The following is a 24,563-nucleotide window of genomic DNA, read 5'->3' as shown; positions in this document are numbered from 1 at the left end:
TTTTAACAAAACAGTCCTAAAACAGTAAAAGGAGCAGGCACCAGGTTCTATGAGAAAAAATACCCTTAGAAGGCATTTATATGAGGTGATCTATGGCACCCAAACCAAGGCCGGCCGAAGGTTTGATGTGGTGTTGCTCTGGTTGATTCTGCTTTCTACCTTAACCGTGATCCTGGAAAGCGTTCCCAAGTACCGGGAACTCTACCTGCCCTACTTCCAGGGCTTGGAATGGATTTTCACGCTGGCCTTTACCCTTGAATATTTCCTTAGGATTTACAGCCATCATCGGCCTCTCAAATACATATTGAGTTTTTACGGCATCATAGACTTTCTATCCGTCATGCCTTTCTACCTGGCCATTCTCAGCCCCGGCATCAGGTTCTTCATGACCATTAGGGTGTTGCGCCTGTTGCGGGTGTTCCGGATCTTAAAGCTCACCAGCTTCGTGAAAAATGGGGAAGTGATCAAAGCGGCGCTGATAGCCAGTTTCCATAAGATCACGGTGTTCATTCTGGCCGTTTGCACGCTGGTGCTGTTGGTGGGCACCCTTATCTATGTGGTGGAAGGGGAAGAGCACGGGTTCACCAGTATTCCGCAGAGTATCTACTGGGCCATTGTCACCATTACTACGGTGGGTTACGGCGACATAACCCCACAGACCGCCCTGGGCCAGGTAATTTCTTCTGTGGTCATGCTACTGGGCTATGCCATTATTGCGGTCCCCACGGGCATAGTAACCGTGGAGCTTTCCAAAATAAGGTCAGCGGAGGAGACGGCCCCTCCTGCCTCTTCTGTGCGCTGTCTGCAGTGTGGTCAACCGGTAGAGGCCGAAGCCAATTTCTGCAGCAACTGTGGCCGTCAGCTGGGAAGCCCGGCCCGGTAATTTCCGTTTTAAGGGTGTTTTGGCAAAAATTGCCCTAAACTAGAGTACCTTTGGGGTACAAACCACCCTACCTTATGAACCTGGAATCTTTACGCGCTCTTTGCCTTTCTTTCCCTGCCGTTACTGAAGACGTGAAATGGGAGCACGACCTCTGTTTTTCCATCGGCGGAAAGATGTTTTCAGTGGGCAGTATGGAACCTCCGTTTAGCTTTTCCATGAAAGTGACTCCCGAGGAATTTGAGGAATTAGTAGCTTTGCCTGGGGTGGTGCCTGCCCCTTACCTGGCCCGCTACCACTGGGTGCTTCTGAAGGAAGGACATCAGGTGCCAGCCCCTACACTGGAGAAGTACCTGCGGCAGTCCTATGAACTGGTGAAGGCAAAACTTTCCAAAAAGGACCTCAAAGCGGCCGGTCTCTAAAATACTTTCCCCTTATTTTCCTCCATATAAAGCCAGAAGGTAATTCCTTCTGGCTTTTCGTTTAGATGCCCCAAGGCCTACTCTATTGTTTACCTTCTTTCTTTCAGGCAGATAGGTATTAGGGCCCTGTTTGCCTGACTTTCTTTAAATATAGCATTCCAAAATATTTTCAGCCAATTATTTGTAATGCTTCTAAATAGCTACTTCATTTGCATGAGTTTAGAATTAGTCTAAATAAAAATGACCTAGTATGCGTCCACTCTACCCTACCTCCTCAATACCTCATACCCTCTTTCTCTCCATCTTTTTGCTTCTAGTTTCCTGCGGCTTTGCCGAGGCTCAAACCACTAATCTGAGAGGAAGGGTCACCACCCAGGATGGCGAACCGGCGGCCTATGTCAGCGTCATGATCAAGGAACTGGAAAAAGTAACTGTAACCACAGAAGAAGGCGCCTTTGTTTTCAGGAATGTGCCTGCCGGGGAGTACACCCTTATTGCCAGCTGCCTGGGGTTTGCCCCCCAGGAGCGTACCTGCCACCTCACTTCAGACAGCAACGCCCCTTTTGACCTGGTGCTGGTAAAAAATGCCAAGCGCCTGGGTGAAGTGGTGGTCACAGGTAAACAGTCCCTCAATGAAAAGCCGCTCAGTATTGGTAAAATGGCCATTCAGCCGTTAGACCTTCCGCAGAGCGTGACCATTATTGGCGCTGAAGTGCTGGAACGCCAGCAGACCCAGGTCTTGAGCGAGGTGCTGCAGAACGTGAATGGCGTGTACCTGGCTGGCACCACCGGCGGTACGCAGGAAGAGATAGCAGGCCGTGGTTTCTCCTTCGGGAGCAGCAACACGTTTAAAAACGGGGCCCGCTACAACAACAGCGCTATGCCAGAAATGTCTGGACTAGAGCGCGTAGAGGTGATGAAAGGCAGTAACGCCATTTTATTCGGGAATGTAGCCGCCGGGGGTGTTCTTAACCTGGTCACTAAAAAGCCAAGGTTTGAAAATGGCGGTGAAGTGACCATGCGCGTGGGCAGCTATGATTTTTACAAACCTTCTCTGGATGTGTATGGTGCCTTGAACAATAGCGAGCATGTGGCCTACCGGGTAAACACCTCCTACCAGACCTCGGGCAGTTTCAGAGACCAGGTACAGGCCCAGCGTTTCTACATCAACCCATCGTTGCTTATTAAGGCCGGCACCCGCACCTCTATTTTACTGGAAGGCGATTACCTTAAAGATACCCGCACCCCGGATTTTGGCGTTGGCGCCATTAATTATGAGATAGCCGCGGTGCCCCGCAGCCGTTTTTTGGGCGTGTCGTTCGCGGAGAACAATGTGGATCAACAGAGCCTCATGGCTACCCTCACCCATCGGCTTAGCCCTAACTGGGAAATCAAGAGCACCTCTTCCTTCCAGCAGTACGAGGCCTCCCAGCTAAGCACTACCCGCCCCACCGGGTTTATTAAAGGCTCTGACGGCACCTACAACGGTGACCTGAATCGGGGCCTGCAGAAAAGTGCCTCCCAGGAAAAGTATTACCTCACCCAGCTTGATCTTACCGGGAATCTCAAAACCGGACAAGTGGAGCACACGCTATTGGTTGGCGCCGATGTAGACCAGTATGATGTAGTGAGTCCGGCCTTCCTTTCGGTGGCAGCCTATGATAAAATCAACATTTATGATTTGGGTAAGTTTGAGCAGAAAAGCAGCATTCCGCAGTTTGCCAAACGCACCTTTGACACCAAAACCCTTACCAACCGCTACGGCATCTATGCCCAGGATCTGATTTCCTTGTCTACTAAATGGAAAGTGTTGGCCGGGTTACGCTACAGCGCCATTGATATAGAAGGGGAAGCCAACACCGTGGTCAATAACCAGGACACCCGCACCCTAACCTCCAGCTATGACTATGCCTTTAGCCCAAGGGCCGGCGTGGTGTTCCAGCCTACCCAGAACACGTCTTTGTTTGTCAGCTATGCTAACTCCTTTACCCCCAACACCGGCACCGACATCAATTTCCGTCCTTTAGACCCTTCTATTATTGACCAGTATGAAGCGGGAATTAAAAATGAGTTGTTCCAGGGGCTGCTTTCGGCTAATTTAACGGTGTACCAAATCAAGAACAGCGCCTCCCCGCAAACCGCCTTGTTTACCGCAGAGGGGACTCCCAATACCAACTCCACCATTAAGGAATTGGCCGGCGAGGTGACCAGCAAAGGCCTTGAATTGGATGTGATGAGCAAAGCGATTAATGGCTGGTCCGTGATTGGCGGCTATAGCTACAATGACACCCGCTACACCAAAAGCAATATTTACGCGAAAAACGACCGCCTGCGCTACAACCCGGCCCACACCGCCAATGCCAGCGTGTACTATGCCTTCCAGAACGAGAAATTAAGTGGCCTGAACGTAGGGCTCAGTTCCTTCTTTGCCGGGGACCGGATGGCCGGCCGTAACACCCGCCTTACCGTGGCCAATGACGCCTACCGCCTGATCGCGCTCCCTAACTATGTGCTGTTTGATGCCCATGTGGGCTATACCCTGCAACGCCTGTCTGTCCGTCTGAAACTGTCAAACCTACTGGACAAACTGAGCTATAATGCCCATGATGACAATAGCGTCAACCCTATTGCGCCGCGCCAGTTCATGGCCACCATTTCCTATAAGCTATAAACCGTTATTTTTAGAGCGGCAAATGCCAAATCCTGTCGCCACGCCTTAACCTAAGTGTAATCTTTACATGAAAATTTTCTTTCGCAACATTCACCTATACCTAAGCCTGGTTTCTGGGTTTGTCATTGCCATTGTCTGCTTCACGGGTGCCGTGCTGGTTTTTGAGAAAGAACTAAAAATGGCCTTTCACCCGGAACGCTATACTGTGGAGAAAGGCACTGAGCGCCTGCCCCTGCAGCACCTGGTAACTGCTTTGCAGCGGCAAATGCCGGAAGTTAAGGTGACCTCTGTGAAAGTGTACGCAGACCCTACCCGCTCGGTGGAACTAAGCTTTAAAGACCCCAAGGCGGAAGGTAAATCAGAAGGAGGTAAAAAAGAAGGCAAGGCCGGTCCTGGAAAAGAAGTAGACGGGAAAGCCCTGGCCCAGGCGGGTGCCGGGCACAAGGAAGGCGGCAAAGGCAAAGGAGCCGGCGGCAAGGGAGGCAAAGGCGGCGGCGGAAAAGAAGCTTCTATCCAGGCCTTCATGGACCCTTACACGGGGCAATTCCTGGGCACCTACAACCACCGCGAGTCTTTCTTCTTTACCATGTTCCAGCTGCACCGCTGGTTATTAGCCGAGGACACCGGAAAGTTGATCGTGGGCATTAGCACCGTCTTTTTCCTGTTTATCCTGGTCACTGGCATTGTGCTTTGGTGGCCTAAAAACAAGAAGATCTTAAAACAGCGCCTTAAACTGAAATGGGACGGTGGTTGGAAGCGTCTCAATCATGACCTCCACATTGTCATTGGCTTTTACACCGCCATTTTCCTGTTTGTATTCGCGTTTACCGGGCTAGCCTGGTCTTTTGAATGGTTCAACAACGCTATCTACACTGTAACCGGCACCGAAAACACCAGACCAGAACCTCCCACCACCCAGGCCCGCGAAGCAGCTACCCTTTCCCTTGACCAGGCCCTGGCCAAAGCGAAGTCTTGGGAACCGGCGGCAGAGTTCATCAGCATCAATTCACCTAAAGCCCCCGAAGATGCCATTAGCATTTCGGTGATGCCACTAAACGCAGTGCATGAACGGGCCTCCAACCAGTTGTTCTTAGACCCTTATACCGGCGAGGTACTGGGGCAGCAGCGGTTCGCAGATAAAAACCTGGGCCAACAAGTGAGAGCTACTTTTTACCCGGTGCACGTGGGGTCCATTGCCGGATTGCCGGGCAGGATCATTGCCTTCCTGGCTTGTATAGCGGGCACTACCTTCCCTATTACCGGTATTATTTTATGGGTAAACCGGCTACTTAAGAACCGCCGAAAGGAAGAAGGCAAAAAACGTAAAAGGGCGCAGGCGCTGGCGGGCTAAGGAAAAATGCAGTTTCTGGTGGTCCAGTGCCTTTAAATGGTGCTGGACCACCTTCGCATTTAGAATGGTATGCAATTGTTAGCGCCAAGAATTGTTTTGGGCCTGTTTTTTGAAAAACAAGCTTAAAACCCGAACTTAGCGAAAGCCAACCTCCGGTAACCGCCGGGGATATTTCTTCCAGAGAGATGAAAATGACTAATTGGAAAAAAGTGTTGAAAAGGTTTGGGCTGGCAGGGTTCCTGTTCTTTCTGATCAAGGGCCTGGTCTGGATCTTTATTTTTGTAGGGGGCGCCAAACTTCTGTTTGACTAAGACAACCCCTCTTATTCCCTTAGGAATTTTGCAGAAGCCGGTCTGCGCTGCTGCGGGGCTTTTATTTTTTATGGTTTTTCTGCCCCAGCTCCTTTCCCAAAGGCTACCAATGCAAAAGTGCCAAACAAGCGTTTATGCGTCCATAATCTCCGTTTTCCTTTCGGGTTCTCTTTTATTTTTAGATTTTGTTCTGCACCTTTCCGCTCCGGATGGCAGAAAGGCCTACCTGAAAAATACCTGGCCTGAAAGGTTGGCCTGATGAAAAGCCCTTAAGTGGTCCAAACAGAAACCCAACCTTTCCTGCTCCTTTTACCCCATACCTAGTACACCCTTTATGGCACCCCTTACCCATTCCACTGTTATTACCGGCTCCGGGAGATGCATTCCCAGCCAGGTAGTTCCAAATGAGGCTTTCCTGAACCACGTTTTCTTTGACGCCGCCGGTAAACAGATGGATAGCCCCAATGAAATCATCATCAGGAAATTCCAGCAGATAACCGGCATCCAGGAAAGAAGATACGCCTCAGAAGAATTGGTAGCCTCAGACCTTGGTTTTATGGCTGCACAGGAAGCTATCCAAAATGCCGGAATAGATCCCGAAACCCTGGATTACATTATTGTGGCCCACAACTTCGGTGACGTAAAAGCCAATTCACGCCGCGTGGACATGATGCCGCCCCTGGCCTCCCGGATCAAGCATAAACTTAAGATTGCCAATCCTTATACCGTGGCCTATGACTTGCCATTTGGCTGCCCCGGCTGGTTGCAAGGCCTCATTCAAGCGCACTATTTTCTGCTGTCTGGTGATGCCAAAAAGATTCTGGTCATCGGCTCCGAAACCCTCTCCCGCGTGTCTGACGCCCACGACCGCGACAGCATGATCTACTCAGACGGTGCCGGTGCCGTAATCTTGGAGGCCCGCCTAGCAGAGTCAAAAAGCGGCGTGCTTCAGCATCTGACCGTATCAGATACCCTTACCCAGTCATTTTGGCTTAACTCCTCGCCTTCCTATAACCCAGAGGCACCGCAGGAAGACCTTTATATTAAAATGGATGGGCGTAAAATTTATGAGTACGCCCTTAAAACCGTTCCGCAGTTAATCAAAGACTGTCTGGACAAAGCCCATATTCCACTGTCTTCGGTGAAAAAGGTATTGATCCACCAGGCTAACGAGAAAATGGATGAGGCCATGCTGGAGCGCTTATTCAAACTCTACCAGGAAGAAAACATCCCTGAGGACATCATGCCCATGACCATCAATACCTTGGGCAACAATTCTGTGGCTACCCTGCCCATCCTCTATGACCTGATCTCCAGGGGCGAAAAGCCCGGGCACCAATTTAAGCGCGGCGATATTGTGGTGTTTGCTTCTGTGGGGGCCGGTATGAACGCCAATGCAGTGGTTTATAGAATTCCTTAACCAATTATAAAGCAACCTTTCTCTTGGCCAGCGCTTCCACCGCACCAAAAATGAACCTTGGCATTATTGGGGGCGGCATTGCCGGCCTTTGTACCGCTTTGGCCCTGCAGAAAATAGGCATTCATGCGGAGATCTTTGAGGCCGCTCCCCGGTTTGAACCCGTAGGTGCCGGATTGGCCCTGGCGGCCAACGCTATAAAAGGATTCCAGCGGCTGGGTATGGCTCAGGAAGTGATAGCCGAAGGCAATTGCCTGGATGGCTTCCATATCTTTGATGCGCAGGGCCGCCTGATCAACCGCACCGATAGCCGGGCTATGAGTGAGAAATACGGCCTGGACAACTTTGTGATTCATCGGGCCAACCTGCACCAAGTGCTTTTGCGCCACCTTCCGACCACGGCCCTGCATCCCAACAAAAAAGCTACCCACGTAGATCTTTCTGTTTCCGGGGCCACCGTTCATTTCCTGGACGGCGACCACCGGACGTTTGACCATGTGCTGGTGGCAGATGGCATCAACTCAAGTATCCGGCAACAACTAATTCCTACTGCTACCCCCCGGTACGCGGGCTATACCTGCTGGCGGGCCATTATAGACAACCCTGGCTTTGAAAGCATCTATGCCTCAGAAACCTGGGGAAAAGCTGGCCGCGTAGGCTGGACTCCCCTTAAAAACAACAAGATTTACTGGTTTGCCTGCATTAATGCGCCCCAGAACAGCCCCGCCATGAAAGCCATGCGGGTTGAAGACCTGGAGCACCACTTTAAGGATTACCACTTCCCTATCCCAGACTTGTTTAGCCATACCAAACCCGAGCAGTTGCTCTGGCATGACCTGTACGACGTGGCCCCCATAGACCAGTTTGCCTTCCAAAACCTGCTCTTGCTGGGCGATGCCGGCCATGCCACCACCCCCAATATGGGCCAAGGGGCTTGCCAGGCCGTAGAAGATGCCGTGGTTTTTGCTGATGAACTGGCGAAGGATTTCGACTTTAACCTGGCGGCCAAGCGCTTTGAAACACGCCGCCGGCCCCGTACCCATTGGATCACCCGTCAGTCCAGATTCCTGGGAGAGGTAGCGCAGGCCCAGAATCCTCTCTTCATTGGAGCCCGTAATTTTGCGCTGCGGCATTTACCCGCCTGGGTCAATGAAAAGCAGTTAGAGAAAGTGTACCGCGTAGATTTTTAACAAAGGTCAATTCAATTCGCCATTTGCGTTTTGAGGCCATTTTCTGAAAAACAGGCCCAAAGCGGCAAATCAGTAGAAGTAAAGTACTTTGTGTCCTTAAGGTGATTATGCGAAATCAGGAAAATCCCTAACCGATAGGCTGGCTTCATTAAGCCTCAAAAAGTGAGGAAACAAATGGCCTAACGGAAAGTCTACATTTGAATCTGTCAATTTTCCATCTATGGCAATTTTTTCTAACCTTAAGGTTATCTGAGCCTAAGGAATTTTCCAGGAAGCAGTTTTCCTTTCTATCTGGCACCGCTGCATGGGGAGTAGGCATAAATTCAGTAATATTGCAGTGAACCTCTCATTAGACTCCCTACCCTTGACAACGTCCGTGCCGGCTTTCAGACAGACGCAACGCGTTTTAGACGATGCTTTTGAACCCAGCCACAGTGCCAGCGCCCATTTGTACATCAGTTTTGGTGCCCATCGTATTCGGGTAGGAGTATTAGATGCGCAACGTAATAAATTTGTGGCCCTGGAAGACTATGAGTCTGAAAAACTGGCCACAGTAGAAGGAGCCGTTGCCGCCTTGCAGCGCCTGGGCCAAAGCAATCCCTTATTTCAGGAGCGTAAATGGCAGCAAATTCGCGTGGGTATCAAAAACCAGCAGTTTACCCTTATTCCCGAAGCGCTTTTTGTGGTCAATGCCCGAGAAGAATACCTACGGTTGAATGCGGTGGTGGAGCCTGAGCAGGAAATGATATTTCACCATGAACATCCTCGCCTGGAGCTGGTGAACGTTTTCACGGTACCTACCCAACTGCATTCCTGGCTTAGTTCCCATTTTCAGGATAGCCCCATTGAATTCATGCACCAAACCTCGGGGTTGATGGAAGGTTTCCTGCATATGTCTGAACGCAAGACCAGCCCGCAGCTTTCCATATATGTAGACAATAACTACGTAACCCTGGTGGTGCTGCAGAACCTTCGGCTGGAATTCTGTAATTCCTTCTTCTTCTCCAGCTCAGAGGACTTCATCTACTATGTGCTGTTTGTGCTACAGGAGAAAAAAATGAACCCAGACCTGGATCAGGTGGTAGTTTGGGGCGAACTCCTGTTAAACTCAGAATTGCATGAGGTGCTCCGAAAATACATCAGAAACGTGCAGTTCGGTAAAAAACCCACCGGTGTAGGCTACAGTTACCGGTTCGACACCCTCTTCAACCACCGTAACTTTGACCTCTACAGCCTTCACTTTTGTGATTAATATTAATGAGTGAAGGAGTGATTGAGTGAATGAGTGAGTGAGTGAATGAGTGAGTGATTGGATAATTACTTCACCAGCACACTTCAAATAAACCACCCTCCTCTTTTGGAGCTGTTTTCCAAAAAAGAGCCTTAAAACGCATTCCCTTTTTATTCCCCCCTCTATTCACTCATTCACTCAATCATTCCTTCACTCATTAAACTCAGAGTGCAAAGAGGAAGATAAAATAAAGGAGCACCCAGATACCGTCCAGGAAATGCCAATAACTGCGTAGCATCTGCAGTTGCATGAGGCGGTAAGGGTCACGGTTGAAGATTAGCGATCTAATGGGGTCAGACGCGGCCCTGTTTACCTTTATGAATAGGTAGGAAGAGAACGCCAAGCCACCGGCAATGTGCAGCAGATGCAGGGCAGGCAAGAGGTAAAGGAAACTACCCGCCGCCTTGTCTGAAAAGAATATCCCTGAATTGGCCATTTCATACCAGCCCGTTACCTGGGCCAGGGTAAAGGCAAACCCCAGCACCAAAGACCAAAGCAAATCCCGTTTTAAGGCAGGTAGGTTATCCTGGGCGTAATGCCCGGGCGTGTGCTGCATAAAAAAACCGCTCAGCAAAAGCACCACCGTGCTCACAGAGAAAAGCTTAGGCAACGAAAACGTAGCCCCGGTTTCTTCTGCCCCTACTTTGGCCAAAAACATAAGCGTTAAGATGAAGAAGAGAATGCCCATGCCTGCCATGCTCACATACAGGAGCATTTTAAGCGGAGGTAGCTTCTCCATTCTCTTAAACCCAGAGGATTGGCCCGTCCCTATTTTGTTTTGATTCTCAGATTTCATGACGTTCTTCTACTCCTGATTTTTGCGCCGGGCCTGCTCTTACAGGTATTCCCAGGGGTTTCCTGCTTTCTGAAGACTAGCCGGGTACTCTATTTTCTATAATAGATGCCTTTCCTGTATAAAACGTTGTATGGGGCAATCCTTATATCAGATTTGGTCTGTGTATTTTTGCAGCCTTGTCCAGAATCTGGCAGCCCTAGCCTTTTTTAAACCAGGAGCCCACTTTCCCCAGAACGGCATTGGCCGTGATTTTAGGCATGGCCGACGTGCCAAACTGGAGATAGGTTTTGTTGTTTACCCGAATGTCTATGACAAGGCCTGCCCGCAAGATCATTTGGTTCAATTCCTTAGATTTCTCCAGGCTTTGTACCAAGCCCCCGCTGCTTTTACCCGAAGAGGCCGGAAGCATATTTTCCAGCACCCGCTCTAGGGCCAGGTGATCCTGAAAGTTTAGAATAACGTAATTCTCCTCTGCTACCACCAAAACGTGGTCTTCCTGAATAGTCAATACCAACTGGGCCGAAAGGTCAAATGGAAAAGTGCCCATGGCTTAATTGCTTTCCGATCCTTTAGACTTCGTTTTCAAGGTGAGTTTCCCGTTTAACCGCCAACTGCCGGGCTGGCCCTTGGGGCCGGGCCCTTCCACAGACAGGTCCTGAAAATCAAGGGTGACGTCTTTCTCCTGGGTTTTCAGGGTTTCAATAACAACCTGCGCCAGCTCAGAAAGTTTATTAATTATTTGAGTAGAGTTTTCCATAAAGCCCTAAGGTAGATTTTGTTGTTGTGTATCTATTAGGTACGGCCCCTGCCCCGGACCGTTATCTTTCCCTTTTAAAATCTGAAAAGTACAATATATCTATGAAGGGTGCTTTTACGTATACCTTTCAACTTTCTCGCCATCTAGGGCAAGCGAACCTTATATGAAAAACCCATACTTTTCAAGCATCGGCTTCACCTTCCTCTTCTTATTTAGCTTTTCCCCCTTTGCTTCCTGGGCCCAGGATTGCCTGCAACCCCTGGGGCTGACCAAAGGAACCCAATTTGTGTACCAGGTAACGGAAAAGGGCCGCAACAAAGGAACGCTCAGTAACCAGGTGACCCAACAAGCTAAAGCGGAAGATGGGGCGTATGTCACCACGTTCAAGAGTACCCGGCAAGGCAAGACCAACCGGTCCCAGTCAGCGGAGGAATTTAGAATACGGTGCACCAATGATACTCTATATCTGGATGCCATGCTTCTGCTGCGCGAACAGGCCCTGAAAGCGTTTGAAGGGAAAGATTTTGATTACCTCCCCACTGATATTGCCTACCCCCAACAACTGAAGGTAGGCCAGAGATTGCCAAATGGCGGATTGGGCGTGCGCGTGCGTTCCGCGAATACCACCATCACCAAAATGTCTATGGTCGCCCAGAACCGGCAAGTGGTGGGCCGTGAGACCATTAAAACGCCGGCTGGCACCTTTGACTGCTTTAAGATTACCTATGAATATGCAGTGGTCATGGACGCTATGGGCATGGCCCTGAAAGACACTTACAAGGTAGAAGAGTATTTCTCCCTTGAGCACGGGCTCATCAAATGCCAATTTACCACCAAAACCGGTAAAAAAGCCAAAGGCCTGGAGTTAATCTCCTTCAGAAATAGTCCGCAGTCGGTTAAGAAATAAGGTTGTTTCCGTTTCGGGCCTGTTTTTACAAAAACGTGCCCAAAACGGAAACAGCCCCTACTACCTCTCAAAAAGCCATGCGAAAGGTTCACACCAGGTGCAGAAGCAACCATTCCTCTGCCTGGGCCTGCTCTTCAAATGCCCTTACATGCAGGACTCTATCCTGTACCTGCTGGCTGAATTTCTCATAAGACCGTTGCCCAAAAATGCCCGGAGACAAGACATGGGCAAAATTACGGAGACCTAACTCTCTGGCCGCGGGCGCCCATTTATGGGCCAGGTAAGGAACGGCCACTTCCCAGGGGCCGATAAGTTCACGGTTACTGTTTAAAAGGCCGGGGCAGGATTTCTCCCGCAGCAAGGAAAGAACCAGGTTGCTACCCATCACCATGGTTTCCAGTGATTGAATGCCTACCCAGTTTACAAAGACAAAAGAGTTGTGCGGCATTCTATATGCCTCAAAAAATACATCGCCATTCGCCTTTTTTAATTCCTTTTTATCCATGTATCCTCTTTCAGGACTTAAAAGTCCAGGCTGTCTTTTAGTTAGCCACTGGCTGGGCTAGAGTACCTGATAAAAACGCCTTCATGGCAGCTATGGTCTCTGCCGGTGCGCTCAGGTTGGGGCAGTGGCCGGTTGCGTTCAGCACCACTAGAGTGCTGTTGGGTAATTGTTGGTGCATATATTCGCCCACTTCTTGCGGGGCTATTATGTCTTCAGAACACTGTAGAATAAGGGCCTCGGTTTTCAGATCCTGTAGCTCCTGGCGGTTATCAGAAAGGAAGGTGACGCGGGCAAAATCCTTGGCGATGGCTTGGTTGCTTCGGCAGAAACTTTGGGCCAGTTCCTGCCCCAGTTCAGGCTTGTTGGGGTTTCCCATGATGGCAGGCGCGGTGGCATTGGCCCAGGAAAGGTAATCACTGTCTAAAGAAGCCAGCAGCCCCTTAATGCCTTCCTGGGTAAAGCCCCCCACGTAATCATCGTCATTGATATACCTGGGCGACGGGCCTATCAACACTAACTTAGAAAAGAGGGAAGGTTCCTTAATGGCAGCCAGTACCCCAATCATGGCGCTCACCGAATGACCCACGAAGATTACGTCCTTCAGATCCAGTTCGGCGCAAATCTCCAGTACGTCATCTGCGTACGCTTGCAGCGAAGAATACCGCTGGGAAGAATAACCCGTGGTGTCTGCCCTGCCAAATCCCACATAGTCAAATAGCACTATCTTAAAGTCTGGTTCAAAGGCCGGGGTGATGTACCGCCACATGTTCTGGTCGCATCCGTACCCATGGGCAAACAGCATGGTTTTATCACCTTTGCCCTTAATGGTGACATTGTTTCTTTTAACCGCCTTCATAGAACTTTCGCTTTTACCTAATCAACGCCCCATTGCTTCCCCTCTCCTAGCAATATACGAACCTGTTTTCCCAATCATCGTGCCTGGCGCCATTTTTTGGGTTAAATGGAACCCAACCGACAAAAATCAAGGGAATTGCCCCAAATTATACCGAGTCAGGTGTGCCAAGTAAGTCTTATTCCCTATAGGCGCAAGCTAAAATGGTGCTAAAGAAACCAAGTAGTATGAACCTAAGAGCAAGGCTGGGGTTTTCTCATTCTTAACCTTATTAGAAACAGAACCGTTTCCCATAGGGTACCGCCCCCACATAGGGAAGCTGCGGCACAACTTTTAACTTTGCTCAGAATTTACTTACAATTATGGAATCTTTAAAAGGAAAAACTGCCTTGGTGACAGGGGCCGGTAAAGGGATAGGCAAGGCGGTAGCCCTGGCGCTTGCCCATGAAGGGGTAAACGTGGGCCTGCTGGCCCGAACCAAAAGTGATTTGGAAAAAGTGGCCAAAGAAATTGAAGCCTTGGGCGTGGAAACCTCCATTGTAACCGCCGATGTGACGAATATCCAAAGCGTGAACGAGGCCGTGGAGCATGTACAGCAAGAACTGGGATTCATTGACATTCTCATCAACAACGCCGGCACTGCCACCTTTGGCAAGTTCTTAGAGCTGGAACCCGAACAGTGGGAAAATATTATTAAGGTAAATCTTATGGGGCCCTACTACGTGACACGGGCCGTGTTGCCAGCCATGATCGCTAAAAACACCGGCGATATTGTGAATATTTCCTCCACGGCCGGTCAGCGCGGGGCGGCCGTTACCAGTGCCTACAGTGCCTCTAAGTTCGGGCTTATTGGCTTAACCGAGTCTCTGATGCAGGAGGTTAGGAAAAACAATATCAGGGTTACTTCTTTGACGCCCAGCACTGTGGCCACCGAACTGGCCGTTGAATTGAAACTCACCGATGGAAACCCTCAAAAAGTGATGCAACCCGAAGACTTCGCTGAGTTTCTGGTTTGCCAGCTTAAACTGAACCGCCGGGTTTTCATCAAGGATGCCGGCATCTGGTCTACTAACCCATAGGATTAAGCCAGATAGTAACGCAAAAAGCGTTTTGGGCCTGTTTTTCTAAAAACAGGCCCAAAACGCTTTTTGCGTTATAAGCAACTACTTGGGGTCTGATTAAAAACCCTTTAGATCAATGTCTTTGGTCTCTTGCGTTGGAATAACCCGCTTGGTCTGTTTCTGGATGATCTTGAAATGGTGCGCATCTTCGGGGGTAACCAGCGTGAGGGCTTCCCCAGTGGCGGCCGCCCTGCCCGTGCGGCCAATGCGGTGCACGTAGTCCTTTGAGGAGCGGGGCAAATCATAATTGATTACGTACGGAAGCTCCGGCACGTCAATACCCCGGGCCGCCAGATCAGTAGCCACCAACACCGCTACTTTTCCTTTCTTGAACAACGCTAATGCCTCGGTTCGGGCGCCTTGGCTTTTGCCGCTGTGCAGGGCCACGGCCTTTATGCCATTGGTGGCCAGCTTGGTCACCAGGTGGTCGGCGCGCTGGGTAGCGGAAACAAAGACCAGTACCTGTTTCATTTGGTGGTGCTTGATCAAATACCGCAAGAATGGCCCTTTACGCTCTGTGTCTACCAGGTAGGCTAGTTCGGTGATTTGGTCAGAAACGGTGCTTTCCTCTTCCTTTATTTCAATGGTCACCGGCTCCCGCAGCAAGGTTTCCTGGATGGCATTTACCTTGTTATCCAGGGTAGCCGAGAAAAGCAGATTTTGGCGCTTTTTGGGCAGCAGAGCTAATATTTGGCGCAATTCTTCCTCAAAACCAAGGTTTAGCATTTTATCGGCCTCATCCAATACCAGGGTCTCCACGTCAGATAGGTGAACAGCTTTGTTTTCCACCAGATCCAATAGACGCCCTGGGGTGGCCACCAAGATATCGGTGCCCTGCAGTTTCATCATCTGGGGATTAATAGACACCCCTCCAAACACCGATAACGTTTTGATCTGTATGACCATATGGGCGCTGATCCCCAGAAAAACTTCACCTACCTGCAAAGCCAGTTCACGGGTGGGCACCAGCACCAGCGTCTTCACATACCGGTTCCTGAAAGCCCGGCTGGTCTGCATCTTGTCCAGGATGGGCAAGGCATAGGCCGCCGTTTTCCCCGAGCCTGTCTGCGCAATGCCCAACACGTCTCTGCCCTTCAACACCTCCGGGATCACGCCCTGCTGCACAGGGGTTGGTTGGGTAAACTGCTGGGCAGCGGCCGCTTTCAAGAGGGCCGCAGATAAACCTAGTTGGGCAAAAGACATAGACTAAAGGAAAGGAATTATAAAAGACAAAGATAAAGCAGGATTTTCAGGATTAAGGTAATTTTCAGGATTAGGTATGTTATAAGAATTAAACTTAGTTACGTATAAGGGGCTTGATTTGAAAAGATGGCCTTTGTCTTTAGATCAATTGACTTATCAGATCATTGGATGTGCCATGCGTGTCCACAATGAATTGGGCGCGGGATTTCAGGAAATTATGTATCAGCGTAGTTTAGCTATTGAGTTGGATAAAGAAGGTATAGCTTTTGAGCGGGAGAAAGAGCAGACCATTTTCTATAAAGGCTTGCCTGTTGGCACCAGACGTGCCGATTTTCTGGTAGATGAAAAAGTGATAGTAGAGTTGAAGGCCCTGAGCACCCTAGAAGATTTGCATCTGGTCCAAGCCAAAAATTATTTATCGGCATACTCTGTCCCAGTGGGTCTACTAATCAACTTTGGCGGCACCAGCCTCCAATACAAGAAAATCTACCCAAACAAAAAATAGGCGGCTATACCTGTTTTTAAAATAAACCATGTTTTTGAGCCCAGTGCCACCACCTGATCCAGTATTAAAATCTCAATTCATAATTACCCTCAAACTCAGTTCTTAAATCCTGAATCATAACTACCATCAGAATCAGTAATCCAATCCTGAAAATTACCTTAATCCAGAAAATCCTGCTTTATCTTTGTTCCCCATAATCAACCACAACACCGCATGCCTGAGCAGAACCCAGAAGCCCGTATTGTAGAGCTGACCAATAGACTGAACTACCTCAATTACCAATATTACCAAAACAGCGTTTCTGAGGTAACCGATTATGAGTTTGACCAGATGCTGGTGGAACTGCAGAAACTGGAAGAGGAAAACCCGCAGCTCCGCTCAGACAACTCCCCTACCCAGCGCGTGGGCGGCACCATCACCAAGAACTTTCCTACGGTCAAGCACAAATATCCCATGCTCTCTTTGAGCAATACCTACTCAGAAGACGAGGTACGGGAATTTGACACCCGCGTGCGCAAAGTGACCGGCGACTACGTGGAATATATCTGCGAACTGAAATTTGACGGCGTGGCCATGAGCCTCACCTACACCAACGGGGCCCTTACCGCCGGCGTCACCCGCGGCGACGGGACCCGCGGCGATGACATTACCCCCAACGTGCGCACCATCCGGACCGTGCCCCTGCATCTGCAAGGCCCAGACATACCAGCCGAGGTAGAAGTGCGGGGTGAGGTGTTCATGCCGTTCCATGTATTTGAGGAATTGAACAAGGAGCGCGAGGAAATAGGCGAAGCACTCATGGCCAACCCCAGAAATGCAACCTCGGGAACCCTTAAACTGCAGGATTCCAAAGAAGTAGCCCGACGCCGCTTGAGCATGTACGCCTATGGCCTTCTGAGCACGCCCACTCTGTTTGAAAGCCACTCTGAGAGTCTGGAAGCTCTGCAACGCTGGGGCCTAAACGTGTCCAGCAGCTGGCGCAAGTGCCGCACCATTGAAGAGGTGATGGCCTTTATTCATGAATGGGAAACCAAACGCTTTGAATTGCCCATCGCCACCGATGGCATTGTGGTAAAGGTGAATTCCTACGCCCAGCAGGAAGAACTGGGCTATACCGCCAAAAGCCCGCGCTGGGCCATGGCCTATAAATACAAGGCCATGGAGGCTGTTACGGAGCTTCTGGGCATTGAGTACAATGTAGGCCGCACAGGCGCCGTCACGCCAGTGGCTCTTATGAAACCGGTGCTGTTAGCTGGAACAACTGTTAAGCGGGCCTCACTTCACAACGCCAATGAGATAGAGCGTCTGGGCCTTATGCTGCATGATTTTGTGACTGTAGAAAAGGGCGGCGAAATCATACCTAAGGTGACAGCGGTGAAAACAGAGCAACGTCCGGCTAATGCCGAGCCTATTGTCTACCCTACGGTCTGCCCTTCGTGCGGTACGGCCCTGGTGCGCCAGGAAGGCGAGGCCAACCATTACTGCACCAACGAAAAAGGCTGTCCGCCGCAGGTGAAAGGCAAGCTGGAACATTTCATCAGCCGGAAGGCCATGAACATCTTGAGCCTGGGCGAAGGCAAAATTGAGCTTTTGGTGGAGCAAGGCCTGGTTACCAGCCCAGACCACCTCTATGACCTTACCTATGACACGCTTTTCGGGTTGAAAAAGACCTTTGTGAACGAGGAGACGGGCAAAAGCCGGGTAGTCACCTTCCAGAAAACCACGGTTGAAAATATTCTAAAGGCGTTGCAGCAATCCAAAGAAGCTCCTTTTGACCGGGTGCTGTTTGCGCTAGGAATTCGGTTCGTAGGCAATACGGTAGCCCAGAAGCTGGCCCAACACTTCCGCAATATTGATGCTCTCAAGGCAGCTACCGAAGAAGAACTGATTGCCGTCCCCGAGATTGGGGGGCGTATAGCCGCTTCGGTGCGCGAATACTTCCAGGACCTGGCCAATGTGCACCTGGTAGAACGCCTGCGCCACCACGGACTGCAACTGGACTTAGGCGAGGTAACCGTAGTAGAACCAGCCTCTGATAAACTAGCTGGCCTCACCTTCGTAGTATCCGGTGTCTTCTCTGGCTACTCCCGCGAAGAACTCCAGTACACGATCATCGCTAACGGCGGAAAGATTGTCTCCTCCATCTCCAAAAAACTTTCGTACCTGGTAGCCGGTGAAAAAATGGGCCCCAGCAAGCTGGAAAAAGCTACCACGTTAGGTGTGAAAATCGTGACCGAGGAAGAATTCAATTTGATGCTGGCCTAGAGCATTGATGATTTAGCTTGTTACTTTTAAAACGTCCCGCCCGTGCTTCTCTTTTTTGACAGCACGGGCGGAGGCGTTTTGGACCTGTTTTTGAAAAAACGGGCTGGAAACAAAATAGCTGCGCTGAGTTCTGAGCTTTTAGTCTTGAGTTCAGAGTTGTAAGGGAATGCGTGCATCATCCCCCTACCCCCTTCAAAGGGGGACGATATGCGTGGGGTGAGTCTTGCGCCTCAGGAAAGTTGGAAACTTCCCGAATTATGGGTCCAAGTTGGAAACTTGAACCAGGAAAATGTCTTCTCCTATGTAAACACCCCTCTTAATCTCCCCTCAAGGGGAGAGTCTGCGTTTGGTATATGGTATTGGGTATAGTGAAGAGAAAGTGCGTTTTGAGCCTGTTTTCCAAAAACGCTCCCAAAACGCCACCGGCCCAATGCGATTATTAAAGAACATCATCCCCCCACGCATTCCCCCGATTCCAGTCTTTACTTCGAGAGCCTCGCTTGTGGCCCTGCAGTGGCCTTACTAAGAGTAGAAGGCAATACGGCCGCAAGGGCAGTGCGAGGGGGAAAGACGGGGCCTCGCGGCCGCGAGCGCTCGGAGGGAAACCATGAAACAACAAAGCATAAGGACTAAGGCTAAGGCAAGTACCACGCCAGCAGCAGGCGGGAAGGCGTGCACAAAACCAAATAGTAATGGAGAGGCAGTTCAAGTCGTTGGTCCCTAGGAACACCAACTTTGGCCACCTTAAAAGACTTTGAAAGCGGAAAAATATTGCACAAAAACCTCTAGCCCTAGGCCTATATCCTTCCAAATCAACTTACTCCATCCCTCCTCACTTCGGCAACACTTAAACCTCTTTCCCGTTGGAAAAACAAACAAGCAGAGAAACAGGAAATGGAAGCCTTTAAACCACTGCCCATTGCAAAAAACCAGGACGGGAAGCTGCGGAAAGTGGGCTTTGAGTTGGAGTTCGCCAATGTGGGAATTGAGGAGTGCCTGCAGATAGTGCAAGACCTGTACGGGGGCCGGATACAGCGGGAGAACAGGTTCTCTGCCAAGGTGCTGTTTACCCGCCTGGGGGACTTCAGTGTAGAGATTGACCTCAAGTTACTGACCCATAAGCAATACAAAGCTGTTTTTGACAAACTGCACATAGACATTGAGCACATCCATTTGGGCCATGAAACGCTGGAAGAGAGAATTGACGATACCCTGGAAAGTGTGATTAAACGGGTAATCCCTTATGAGATTGGGGTACCACCGCTGCCTTTCACCCAATTAGAACAAGTAGAAGAGCTTCGGGAGGCACTTTATCAGCACCACGCTAAAGGAACGGAGGCCTTCCTCACCAATGCCTTCGGGACGCACATCAACACGGAGTTGCCAGATGCCGAGCCGGAAACCATTTTGCGGTACCTGCGGGCGTTTCTGGTGCTGTACCCGTGGCTGTTGGAAGTAGGCGAGACAGATTTCGCCCGACTTCACCTTACCTCCTTCATCAACCCCTTCCCACCCGAGTTCACGGCTCTGGTGCTTCCGCCCACCTACCAGCCATCCCTGGACCAACTGATAGAAGACTACCATGCCTATAACCCTGACCGCAACCGCCCGCTGGATCTTTACCCGGTGTTTGCCTACTTGATAAAGGACAAAATAGCCCATTATCAGCATCTGGGAAGTGTCAAAGCACGAAACACCTTCCATTACCGTCTACCCAACTCCTGTGTATCTGACCCCAACTGGACCCTCGCCCAGGAATGGAACAACTGGGTAGTAATAGAGGAACTGGCCAACCAGCCGGAAAAATTACGCAGAATGAGTGAGGCCTATCTGCAGGTAAAGGAGACCGCACACTCAGATTTTGAGAAAAAATGGGTAAAGGAGACGGAGCAATGGCTAGCATGAAACACCAACCGGCTACCATAAACCGCAATAGGCCCACCATTGGCGTTACCGGCCCAGACAAGGGCGGCGAAGTAGCCTGGCTCTTTACGGCGATGGGCATTTGGCTAGCCGGCGGCAAACCCGTTCACATCACGCCTTCCTTCCCCAGAACCGCTGATGGTCTTCAAGGCTTGGTCGTGGGCGGCGGGGCCGATGTAGACCCCGAGACCTACCAGAAAGACGCAGTGCTTTCGGAATACCTAAAACGAACCCTCCAGAATCATAAGAAAACGTACTTCCAGCGGATGTGGCGCTTTATCAGGTGGTTTTACTTTCCGGCCCTTTTTTACGTTCGTAAATGGCTAAGCGGCGCTCCCAAATGGTCCCTTGACAAAGCCCGCGACCACCTGGAGTTTCAGCTTATTGACCAGGCCGTTAAAATGAACCTACCGGTGCTAGGTATCTGCCGGGGCTCGCAACTCCTGAACGTGTATTTCAGGGGCACCCTGCACAATGACATCAATGAATTCTACCTGGAGGAGCCCAATCCCTCCAGCATCTTCCCGGTCAAGAAAATAAGAATAAAGCCGGGCAGTAAACTGGCCCAGATGCTTGGCTGCCAGAAAATGAAAGTGAATGCCCTGCACCACCAGGCGGTGCACACCCCGGGCAAGGGCCTGCAAATAGTAGCACAGGAAAAAAACGGGATTGTGCAGGCCATTGAGCACGTAGAAATGGAATTCATGCTGGGGGTACAATGGCACCCGGAGTACCTTCCCCAGCGCCGCAAGCAACGGCTTATTTTTCAGACCTTGGTGCAGAAAGCCCGCGAGGTGACCCGGCAAATTGAAGCCCAAGACATGCAAACGGCCCTGGCGCAGCCCAAAGACTCTGCTCTGGTGGAAATTGAAAAGCAAGAAGAAATTTTCCTCTCCCGGCAGAATCCTTAGCCTACGTCGTTAAAACGAGGCCATTTAAGCACCCTTGCTAATTACCAAAACCATGGTTTTGGGCGTTTTATAAAAAACGGGCTTAAAACAGAAAGGCGGTCGGGTTGTCCCGGCCGCCTTTCTGGCTCACATTAAACAAACTAGTAAACTAATACTCTAAACCTACTTTATTAAACCCCAATAGAAAGAGAAGGTTTAGATAAAGTGAAAATTCTTTAAAGAATCCTAAGTTCTATCCGGCGGTTCAATTGCCTGTTGGTTTCTGTGGTATTCGGGGCAGCTGGTTGGGTCTGGCCGTAGCCTTTGGCCTGGAACAGCGTAGCCGGGGCTCCTTTGGAAACCAGGTAGGCCACCACTGCCTTTGCGCGGGCCTCAGAGAGTTTTTGGTTAGCGGCTGCCTGGCCCACGTTATCTGTGTGGCCCGCAATCTCCACCTTTATCTTGGGGTTGGCCTTCAGGAACTGAAATAGCTTGTCCAGCTCAGTGCGGGACTCAGACCGAAGTTCAGATTTTCCGGTGTCAAAGAAGATATTACTCAGCACGGCTTTGGCTCCTTTGTTCACGGGTTGCAGGTAAAAATCTAGGGCTAGGGGCGCGGTGGTGGAGGTAGCGGCAATATGGCGGCTTTCCAGCACGTGCCCGGGCGCCGTCACAAAAAGCGCATACCGTTGCTTTTGGTTCAGGACTATGGTGTACTCACCGGTACTGGCATCTGAGCTGACCTGCTGGGAAATCACGCCCGTAGAATCTAGGTCATACACCTGCACGGTGGCTTTGAGGGGCTTTTTAGAGACGGCATCAAATACCTTTCCCTGGGCAAAGGTGCTGATGGTTTTGCCTTTCCAGATGTCTGGCACTTCAAACTGCAGTAAGGCCACTTCTGCCTTACCAGACCCCGCCGATTGGCCGCCTGAATAGTAACCTGTTTTATTGTCCGGGGAAATGAAGATGGAGCTTTCGTCGCGGTGCGTGTTCAAGGGATAACCCAGGTTCAGAGGAGTGCCCCAACCGCCTTTTTCGCGGCTTACCTTAAACAGATCCAGGCCGCCCATGCCTTGTAGCCCATCAGTGGCATAATACAGCGTGTTGCCGCTGGCGTGCAGGAAAGGGGAATTCTCGCGGCCAGTGGTATTGATTTTGTTTCCCAGGTTAACGGGGCTGCCCCAGGAACCATCTTCTTTCAGTTGCGTCATCCAGAGGTCATCACCGCCCAGCCCGCCCGGCCGGTTAGAGGCAAAATATATGGTGCGTCCATCTGCTGAGAGGCTCGGCTGGGAATCCCAGGCGCTGGAGTTGACGGTGCGGCCCATGTTCTTAGGCGTACTCCATTCATCCCCTTCACGGTAACTGATATACAGATCGCAGGAGCCATAGGAATCCTGGCGGTTGCAGGTGGTGAACACCAGGGTGCGGCCATCGCCGGAAAGGGAGGCGGCGCCTTCATTAAGATCCGTGTTGATGGCCTTGGAGATGGAGACCGGTTCCTGCCACTCCCCATTTTTGCGGTAGGCCAGGTAGAGGTCTTCGTCATCCAGTTCGCCGCTCCCCTGCCTGGCCGTGAAGAGAAGTGCCTGCTGGTCTGTGGTAAGTACCGGGGAATATTGCAAACCCAGTTTATTGATGACCTCCCCCAAAGAGCGGGGCTTAAAATCTACGGGTTCTTTGATGGCTTTCTGTGCGAAGGCCACATTCTGGACCTGTCGCTGCGCATGGGTGGCTTGCTTTGTGTTCTTTCGGCCCAACTTCAGGAATTTCTCATAATAGGTGCCGGCTTCCTGGTATTGCCCACGGGCGAAAGCCAGATCTGCATAATTGAAATAGTCATTTGCCAGCCGGCCCTGCTCAGGAAGCAACGGAAGACCCCTTCGGTAACTCTGGTAGGCCTCCTCTGGCTTTTGCATGATGCGGTACAGCCCAGCCGCCTGTAGGTAGGCCTCTCCATAGGTAGAGTCCCGCTTAATTGCCTCCTCAAAGGACAACAATGCCTTAGGGAAATTGCGGGCCTGCACCAGTTTACTACCCTCCTCAAACGCTTTCTGGGCCTTGCCATTGGTTGTGCTGCCCGTTGCTTTTTGGGCAAACGTGTGGGCAGAAAAGCTAGCCAGAAACAGAACAAGCAGCAATAAACGAAAGAAAGAAAGCATGGGGCGTAATTAGGGGATATTCAGGAACTTATGGGTCTGTAACGAAACCTGCCATTTAGGGTTTTCCTTTACATACTCCACAATCAGGGGCATCATCTGGTCGGCTTTGCTCCACTCCGGTTGCAGGTACAAACGGGTATTTGGCCCTACCTGGGCGGCATGCTCCTCGGCCCACGCAAAGTCAGACTTGTTGAACACGATCACCTTCAGCTCACCGGCGTGCGGCTGCACACTGAGGTGCGGGCCCTTGAATTTTTTGGGAGAAAGGCAGATCCAGTCCCAGGAGCCGCTCAAGGGGTAGGCGCCGGAAGTTTCAATAAAGGTCTGGATGCCGCGCATTTGCAGCTGGGCCGTGAGGTAGTCCAGGTTGTAAAGCAGGGGCTCACCGCCGGTCACCACCACGGCCTTGCCAGGGTATTGGGCGGCTTGCTCTACAATCCAGTCGGTGTCGGTGAGCGGGTGCAGGTTGGCATCCCAGGATTCTTTCACGTCACACCAGTGGCAGCCAATGTCACAGCCACCCAACCGGATAAAATACGCGGCTTTTCCGGAGTGGTACCCTTCGCCCTGAATGGTGTAGAAATGCTCCATGAGGGGCAGTTTGGTCCCGTCTTTAGGCACCGTGTGTACAGAGGCAATCTTTCTTTCTATGGTCTCTTCCAAAATCAACGTCTCCTCTTTCCGTTTCGGGCCCGTTTTCTGGAAAACAGGGCTAAAACAGGGTTAATGGTAAGTACCGTAACAGCCCAGCCGCCTAATAAGTTTACCGGCCCGCACAGGTGCTGCGCCAGGGGCCCTCAGGATAGCCGCTGCAGAGGCTGAAACGGAAGCTACAAAGATAACAGATAAGAAACAGACTTGCCTTATGACTTCCATATTAGCAACAACAAGCGTTCGTTTATAGAAATTTTTCATATTTACTTCTTTTTCTATAAAATATTTTCAGATATTACCGGCACCAATGAGACAAACACGCCCCATATCCCTTTCTCTCCCCTCCGTTTGCACGGCCCGGGCTGGCGTTTCCTTTGGGTTTGGTATTTCCTTTACGGGTACCATTTTCACGATTACCCCTACGGGGGTATAGCTACACATATCGTCCTGTCCTGTATAGCCTTGGTGGCTATCTAAGCCCGTTTG

General features: G+C 50.6%; 21 protein-coding genes. 13 read left to right on the top strand and 8 right to left on the bottom strand.

What is annotated here, in order from left to right; all coding sequences use genetic code 11:
• Positions 1–49: 49 nt before the first annotated feature.
• The 7 genes from ACYVJQ_RS08270 to ACYVJQ_RS08240 all read left to right on the top strand — a co-directional run bounded on the left by ACYVJQ_RS08270 (position 50) and on the right by ACYVJQ_RS08240 (position 9,494).
• Positions 50–883, top strand: coding sequence for an ion transporter (locus ACYVJQ_RS08270; RefSeq protein ID WP_460892603.1), 834 nt, complete (start codon positions 50–52; stop codon positions 881–883).
• A gap of 74 nt (positions 884–957) precedes the next feature.
• Positions 958–1,302, top strand: a complete 345-nt coding sequence (locus tag ACYVJQ_RS08265; RefSeq protein ID WP_460892602.1) for an MmcQ/YjbR family DNA-binding protein — start codon at positions 958–960, stop codon at positions 1,300–1,302.
• Between the two features lie 250 nt (positions 1,303–1,552).
• On the top strand, positions 1,553–3,973 hold the full coding sequence (locus tag ACYVJQ_RS08260) for a TonB-dependent siderophore receptor (protein ID WP_460892601.1): 2,421 nt from the start codon (positions 1,553–1,555) through the stop codon (positions 3,971–3,973).
• A gap of 67 nt (positions 3,974–4,040) precedes the next feature.
• The gene (locus ACYVJQ_RS08255; RefSeq protein WP_460892600.1) at positions 4,041–5,324 is read left to right on the top strand and encodes a PepSY-associated TM helix domain-containing protein; all 1,284 of its coding nucleotides are present in this window, start codon (positions 4,041–4,043) and stop codon (positions 5,322–5,324) included.
• A gap of 645 nt (positions 5,325–5,969) precedes the next feature.
• Positions 5,970–7,055 carry a 3-oxoacyl-ACP synthase III family protein gene (locus ACYVJQ_RS08250; RefSeq protein ID WP_460892599.1) on the top strand — a complete coding sequence of 362 codons (1,086 nt, stop codon included), beginning with the start codon at positions 5,970–5,972 and terminating at the stop codon, positions 7,053–7,055.
• Positions 7,056–7,105: 50 nt separating this feature from the next.
• On the top strand, positions 7,106–8,242 hold the full coding sequence (locus ACYVJQ_RS08245; protein WP_460892598.1) for an FAD-dependent monooxygenase: 1,137 nt from the start codon (positions 7,106–7,108) through the stop codon (positions 8,240–8,242).
• A 364-nt stretch (positions 8,243–8,606) separates the two neighbouring features.
• Entirely contained in the window at positions 8,607–9,494 is an 888-nt protein-coding gene (locus ACYVJQ_RS08240; RefSeq protein ID WP_460892597.1) for a DUF3822 family protein, read from the top strand.
• Between the two features lie 202 nt (positions 9,495–9,696).
• Here the strand turns inward: ACYVJQ_RS08240 and ACYVJQ_RS08235 are convergent, their stop codons facing one another.
• The 3 genes from ACYVJQ_RS08235 to ACYVJQ_RS08225 form a co-directional block, all read right to left on the bottom strand.
• Positions 9,697–10,272, bottom strand: coding sequence for a cytochrome c oxidase subunit 3 (locus tag ACYVJQ_RS08235; protein WP_460892596.1), 576 nt, complete (start codon positions 10,270–10,272; stop codon positions 9,697–9,699).
• A gap of 253 nt (positions 10,273–10,525) precedes the next feature.
• On the bottom strand, positions 10,526–10,876 hold the full coding sequence (locus tag ACYVJQ_RS08230; RefSeq protein WP_460892595.1) for a hypothetical protein: 351 nt from the start codon (positions 10,874–10,876) through the stop codon (positions 10,526–10,528).
• A gap of 3 nt (positions 10,877–10,879) precedes the next feature.
• Positions 10,880–11,086: a hypothetical protein gene (locus ACYVJQ_RS08225; RefSeq protein ID WP_460892594.1), complete on the bottom strand. Its 207-nt coding sequence runs from the start codon at positions 11,084–11,086 to the stop codon at positions 10,880–10,882.
• 163 nt (positions 11,087–11,249) lie between these two features.
• Between ACYVJQ_RS08225 and ACYVJQ_RS08220 the strand changes: the two genes are divergently transcribed.
• Positions 11,250–11,993 carry a TapB family protein gene (locus tag ACYVJQ_RS08220; RefSeq protein WP_460892593.1) on the top strand — a complete coding sequence of 248 codons (744 nt, stop codon included), beginning with the start codon at positions 11,250–11,252 and terminating at the stop codon, positions 11,991–11,993.
• Between the two features lie 88 nt (positions 11,994–12,081).
• On the opposite strand, the gene ACYVJQ_RS08215 is transcribed toward ACYVJQ_RS08220, so the two are convergent.
• Both ACYVJQ_RS08215 and ACYVJQ_RS08210 read right to left on the bottom strand, forming a co-directional pair.
• Entirely contained in the window at positions 12,082–12,441 is a 360-nt protein-coding gene (locus tag ACYVJQ_RS08215) for a hypothetical protein (protein WP_460892592.1), read from the bottom strand.
• A 94-nt stretch (positions 12,442–12,535) separates the two neighbouring features.
• A complete protein-coding gene (locus tag ACYVJQ_RS08210; RefSeq protein ID WP_460892591.1) occupies positions 12,536–13,354 on the bottom strand; it encodes an alpha/beta fold hydrolase in 819 nt (272 codons plus the stop codon).
• A gap of 359 nt (positions 13,355–13,713) precedes the next feature.
• Here ACYVJQ_RS08210 and ACYVJQ_RS08205 point away from each other — a divergent pair, with 359 nt between their 5' ends.
• Complete coding sequence (locus tag ACYVJQ_RS08205; RefSeq protein ID WP_460892590.1) at positions 13,714–14,430, top strand: 3-ketoacyl-ACP reductase; 717 nt, start codon at positions 13,714–13,716, stop codon at positions 14,428–14,430.
• 99 nt (positions 14,431–14,529) lie between these two features.
• Here the strand turns inward: ACYVJQ_RS08205 and ACYVJQ_RS08200 are convergent, their stop codons facing one another.
• Entirely contained in the window at positions 14,530–15,675 is a 1,146-nt protein-coding gene (locus ACYVJQ_RS08200; protein ID WP_460892589.1) for a DEAD/DEAH box helicase, read from the bottom strand.
• A 133-nt stretch (positions 15,676–15,808) separates the two neighbouring features.
• On the opposite strand from ACYVJQ_RS08200, the gene ACYVJQ_RS08195 reads away from it, so the two are divergent.
• The 4 genes from ACYVJQ_RS08195 to ACYVJQ_RS08180 all read left to right on the top strand — a co-directional run bounded on the left by ACYVJQ_RS08195 (position 15,809) and on the right by ACYVJQ_RS08180 (position 21,279).
• The gene (locus ACYVJQ_RS08195) at positions 15,809–16,180 is read left to right on the top strand and encodes a GxxExxY protein (RefSeq protein ID WP_460892588.1); all 372 of its coding nucleotides are present in this window, start codon (positions 15,809–15,811) and stop codon (positions 16,178–16,180) included.
• A 213-nt stretch (positions 16,181–16,393) separates the two neighbouring features.
• Complete coding sequence (gene ligA, locus ACYVJQ_RS08190; RefSeq protein WP_460892587.1) at positions 16,394–18,445, top strand: NAD-dependent DNA ligase LigA; 2,052 nt, start codon at positions 16,394–16,396, stop codon at positions 18,443–18,445.
• An 894-nt stretch (positions 18,446–19,339) separates the two neighbouring features.
• Positions 19,340–20,350: an amidoligase family protein gene (locus tag ACYVJQ_RS08185; protein WP_460892586.1), complete on the top strand. Its 1,011-nt coding sequence runs from the start codon at positions 19,340–19,342 to the stop codon at positions 20,348–20,350.
• Positions 20,347–21,279 (top strand): gamma-glutamyl-gamma-aminobutyrate hydrolase family protein, encoded by a 933-nt coding sequence (locus ACYVJQ_RS08180; protein ID WP_460892585.1) that lies wholly within the window; start codon positions 20,347–20,349, stop codon positions 21,277–21,279. The genes ACYVJQ_RS08185 and ACYVJQ_RS08180 overlap by 4 nt, the downstream gene beginning before the upstream one ends.
• Positions 21,280–21,494: 215 nt before the next feature.
• On the opposite strand, the gene ACYVJQ_RS08175 is transcribed toward ACYVJQ_RS08180, so the two are convergent.
• Entirely contained in the window at positions 21,495–23,423 is a 1,929-nt protein-coding gene (locus tag ACYVJQ_RS08175; RefSeq protein WP_460892584.1) for an OmpA family protein, read from the bottom strand.
• Between the two features lie 9 nt (positions 23,424–23,432).
• Positions 23,433–24,014: a 7-carboxy-7-deazaguanine synthase QueE gene (locus ACYVJQ_RS08170; protein ID WP_460893587.1), complete on the bottom strand. Its 582-nt coding sequence runs from the start codon at positions 24,012–24,014 to the stop codon at positions 23,433–23,435.
• Positions 24,015–24,563 lie beyond the last annotated feature (549 nt).

This window comes from Rufibacter soli (genome assembly GCF_054781795.1).
This window is presented reverse-complemented; position numbering and strand designations above follow the sequence as displayed.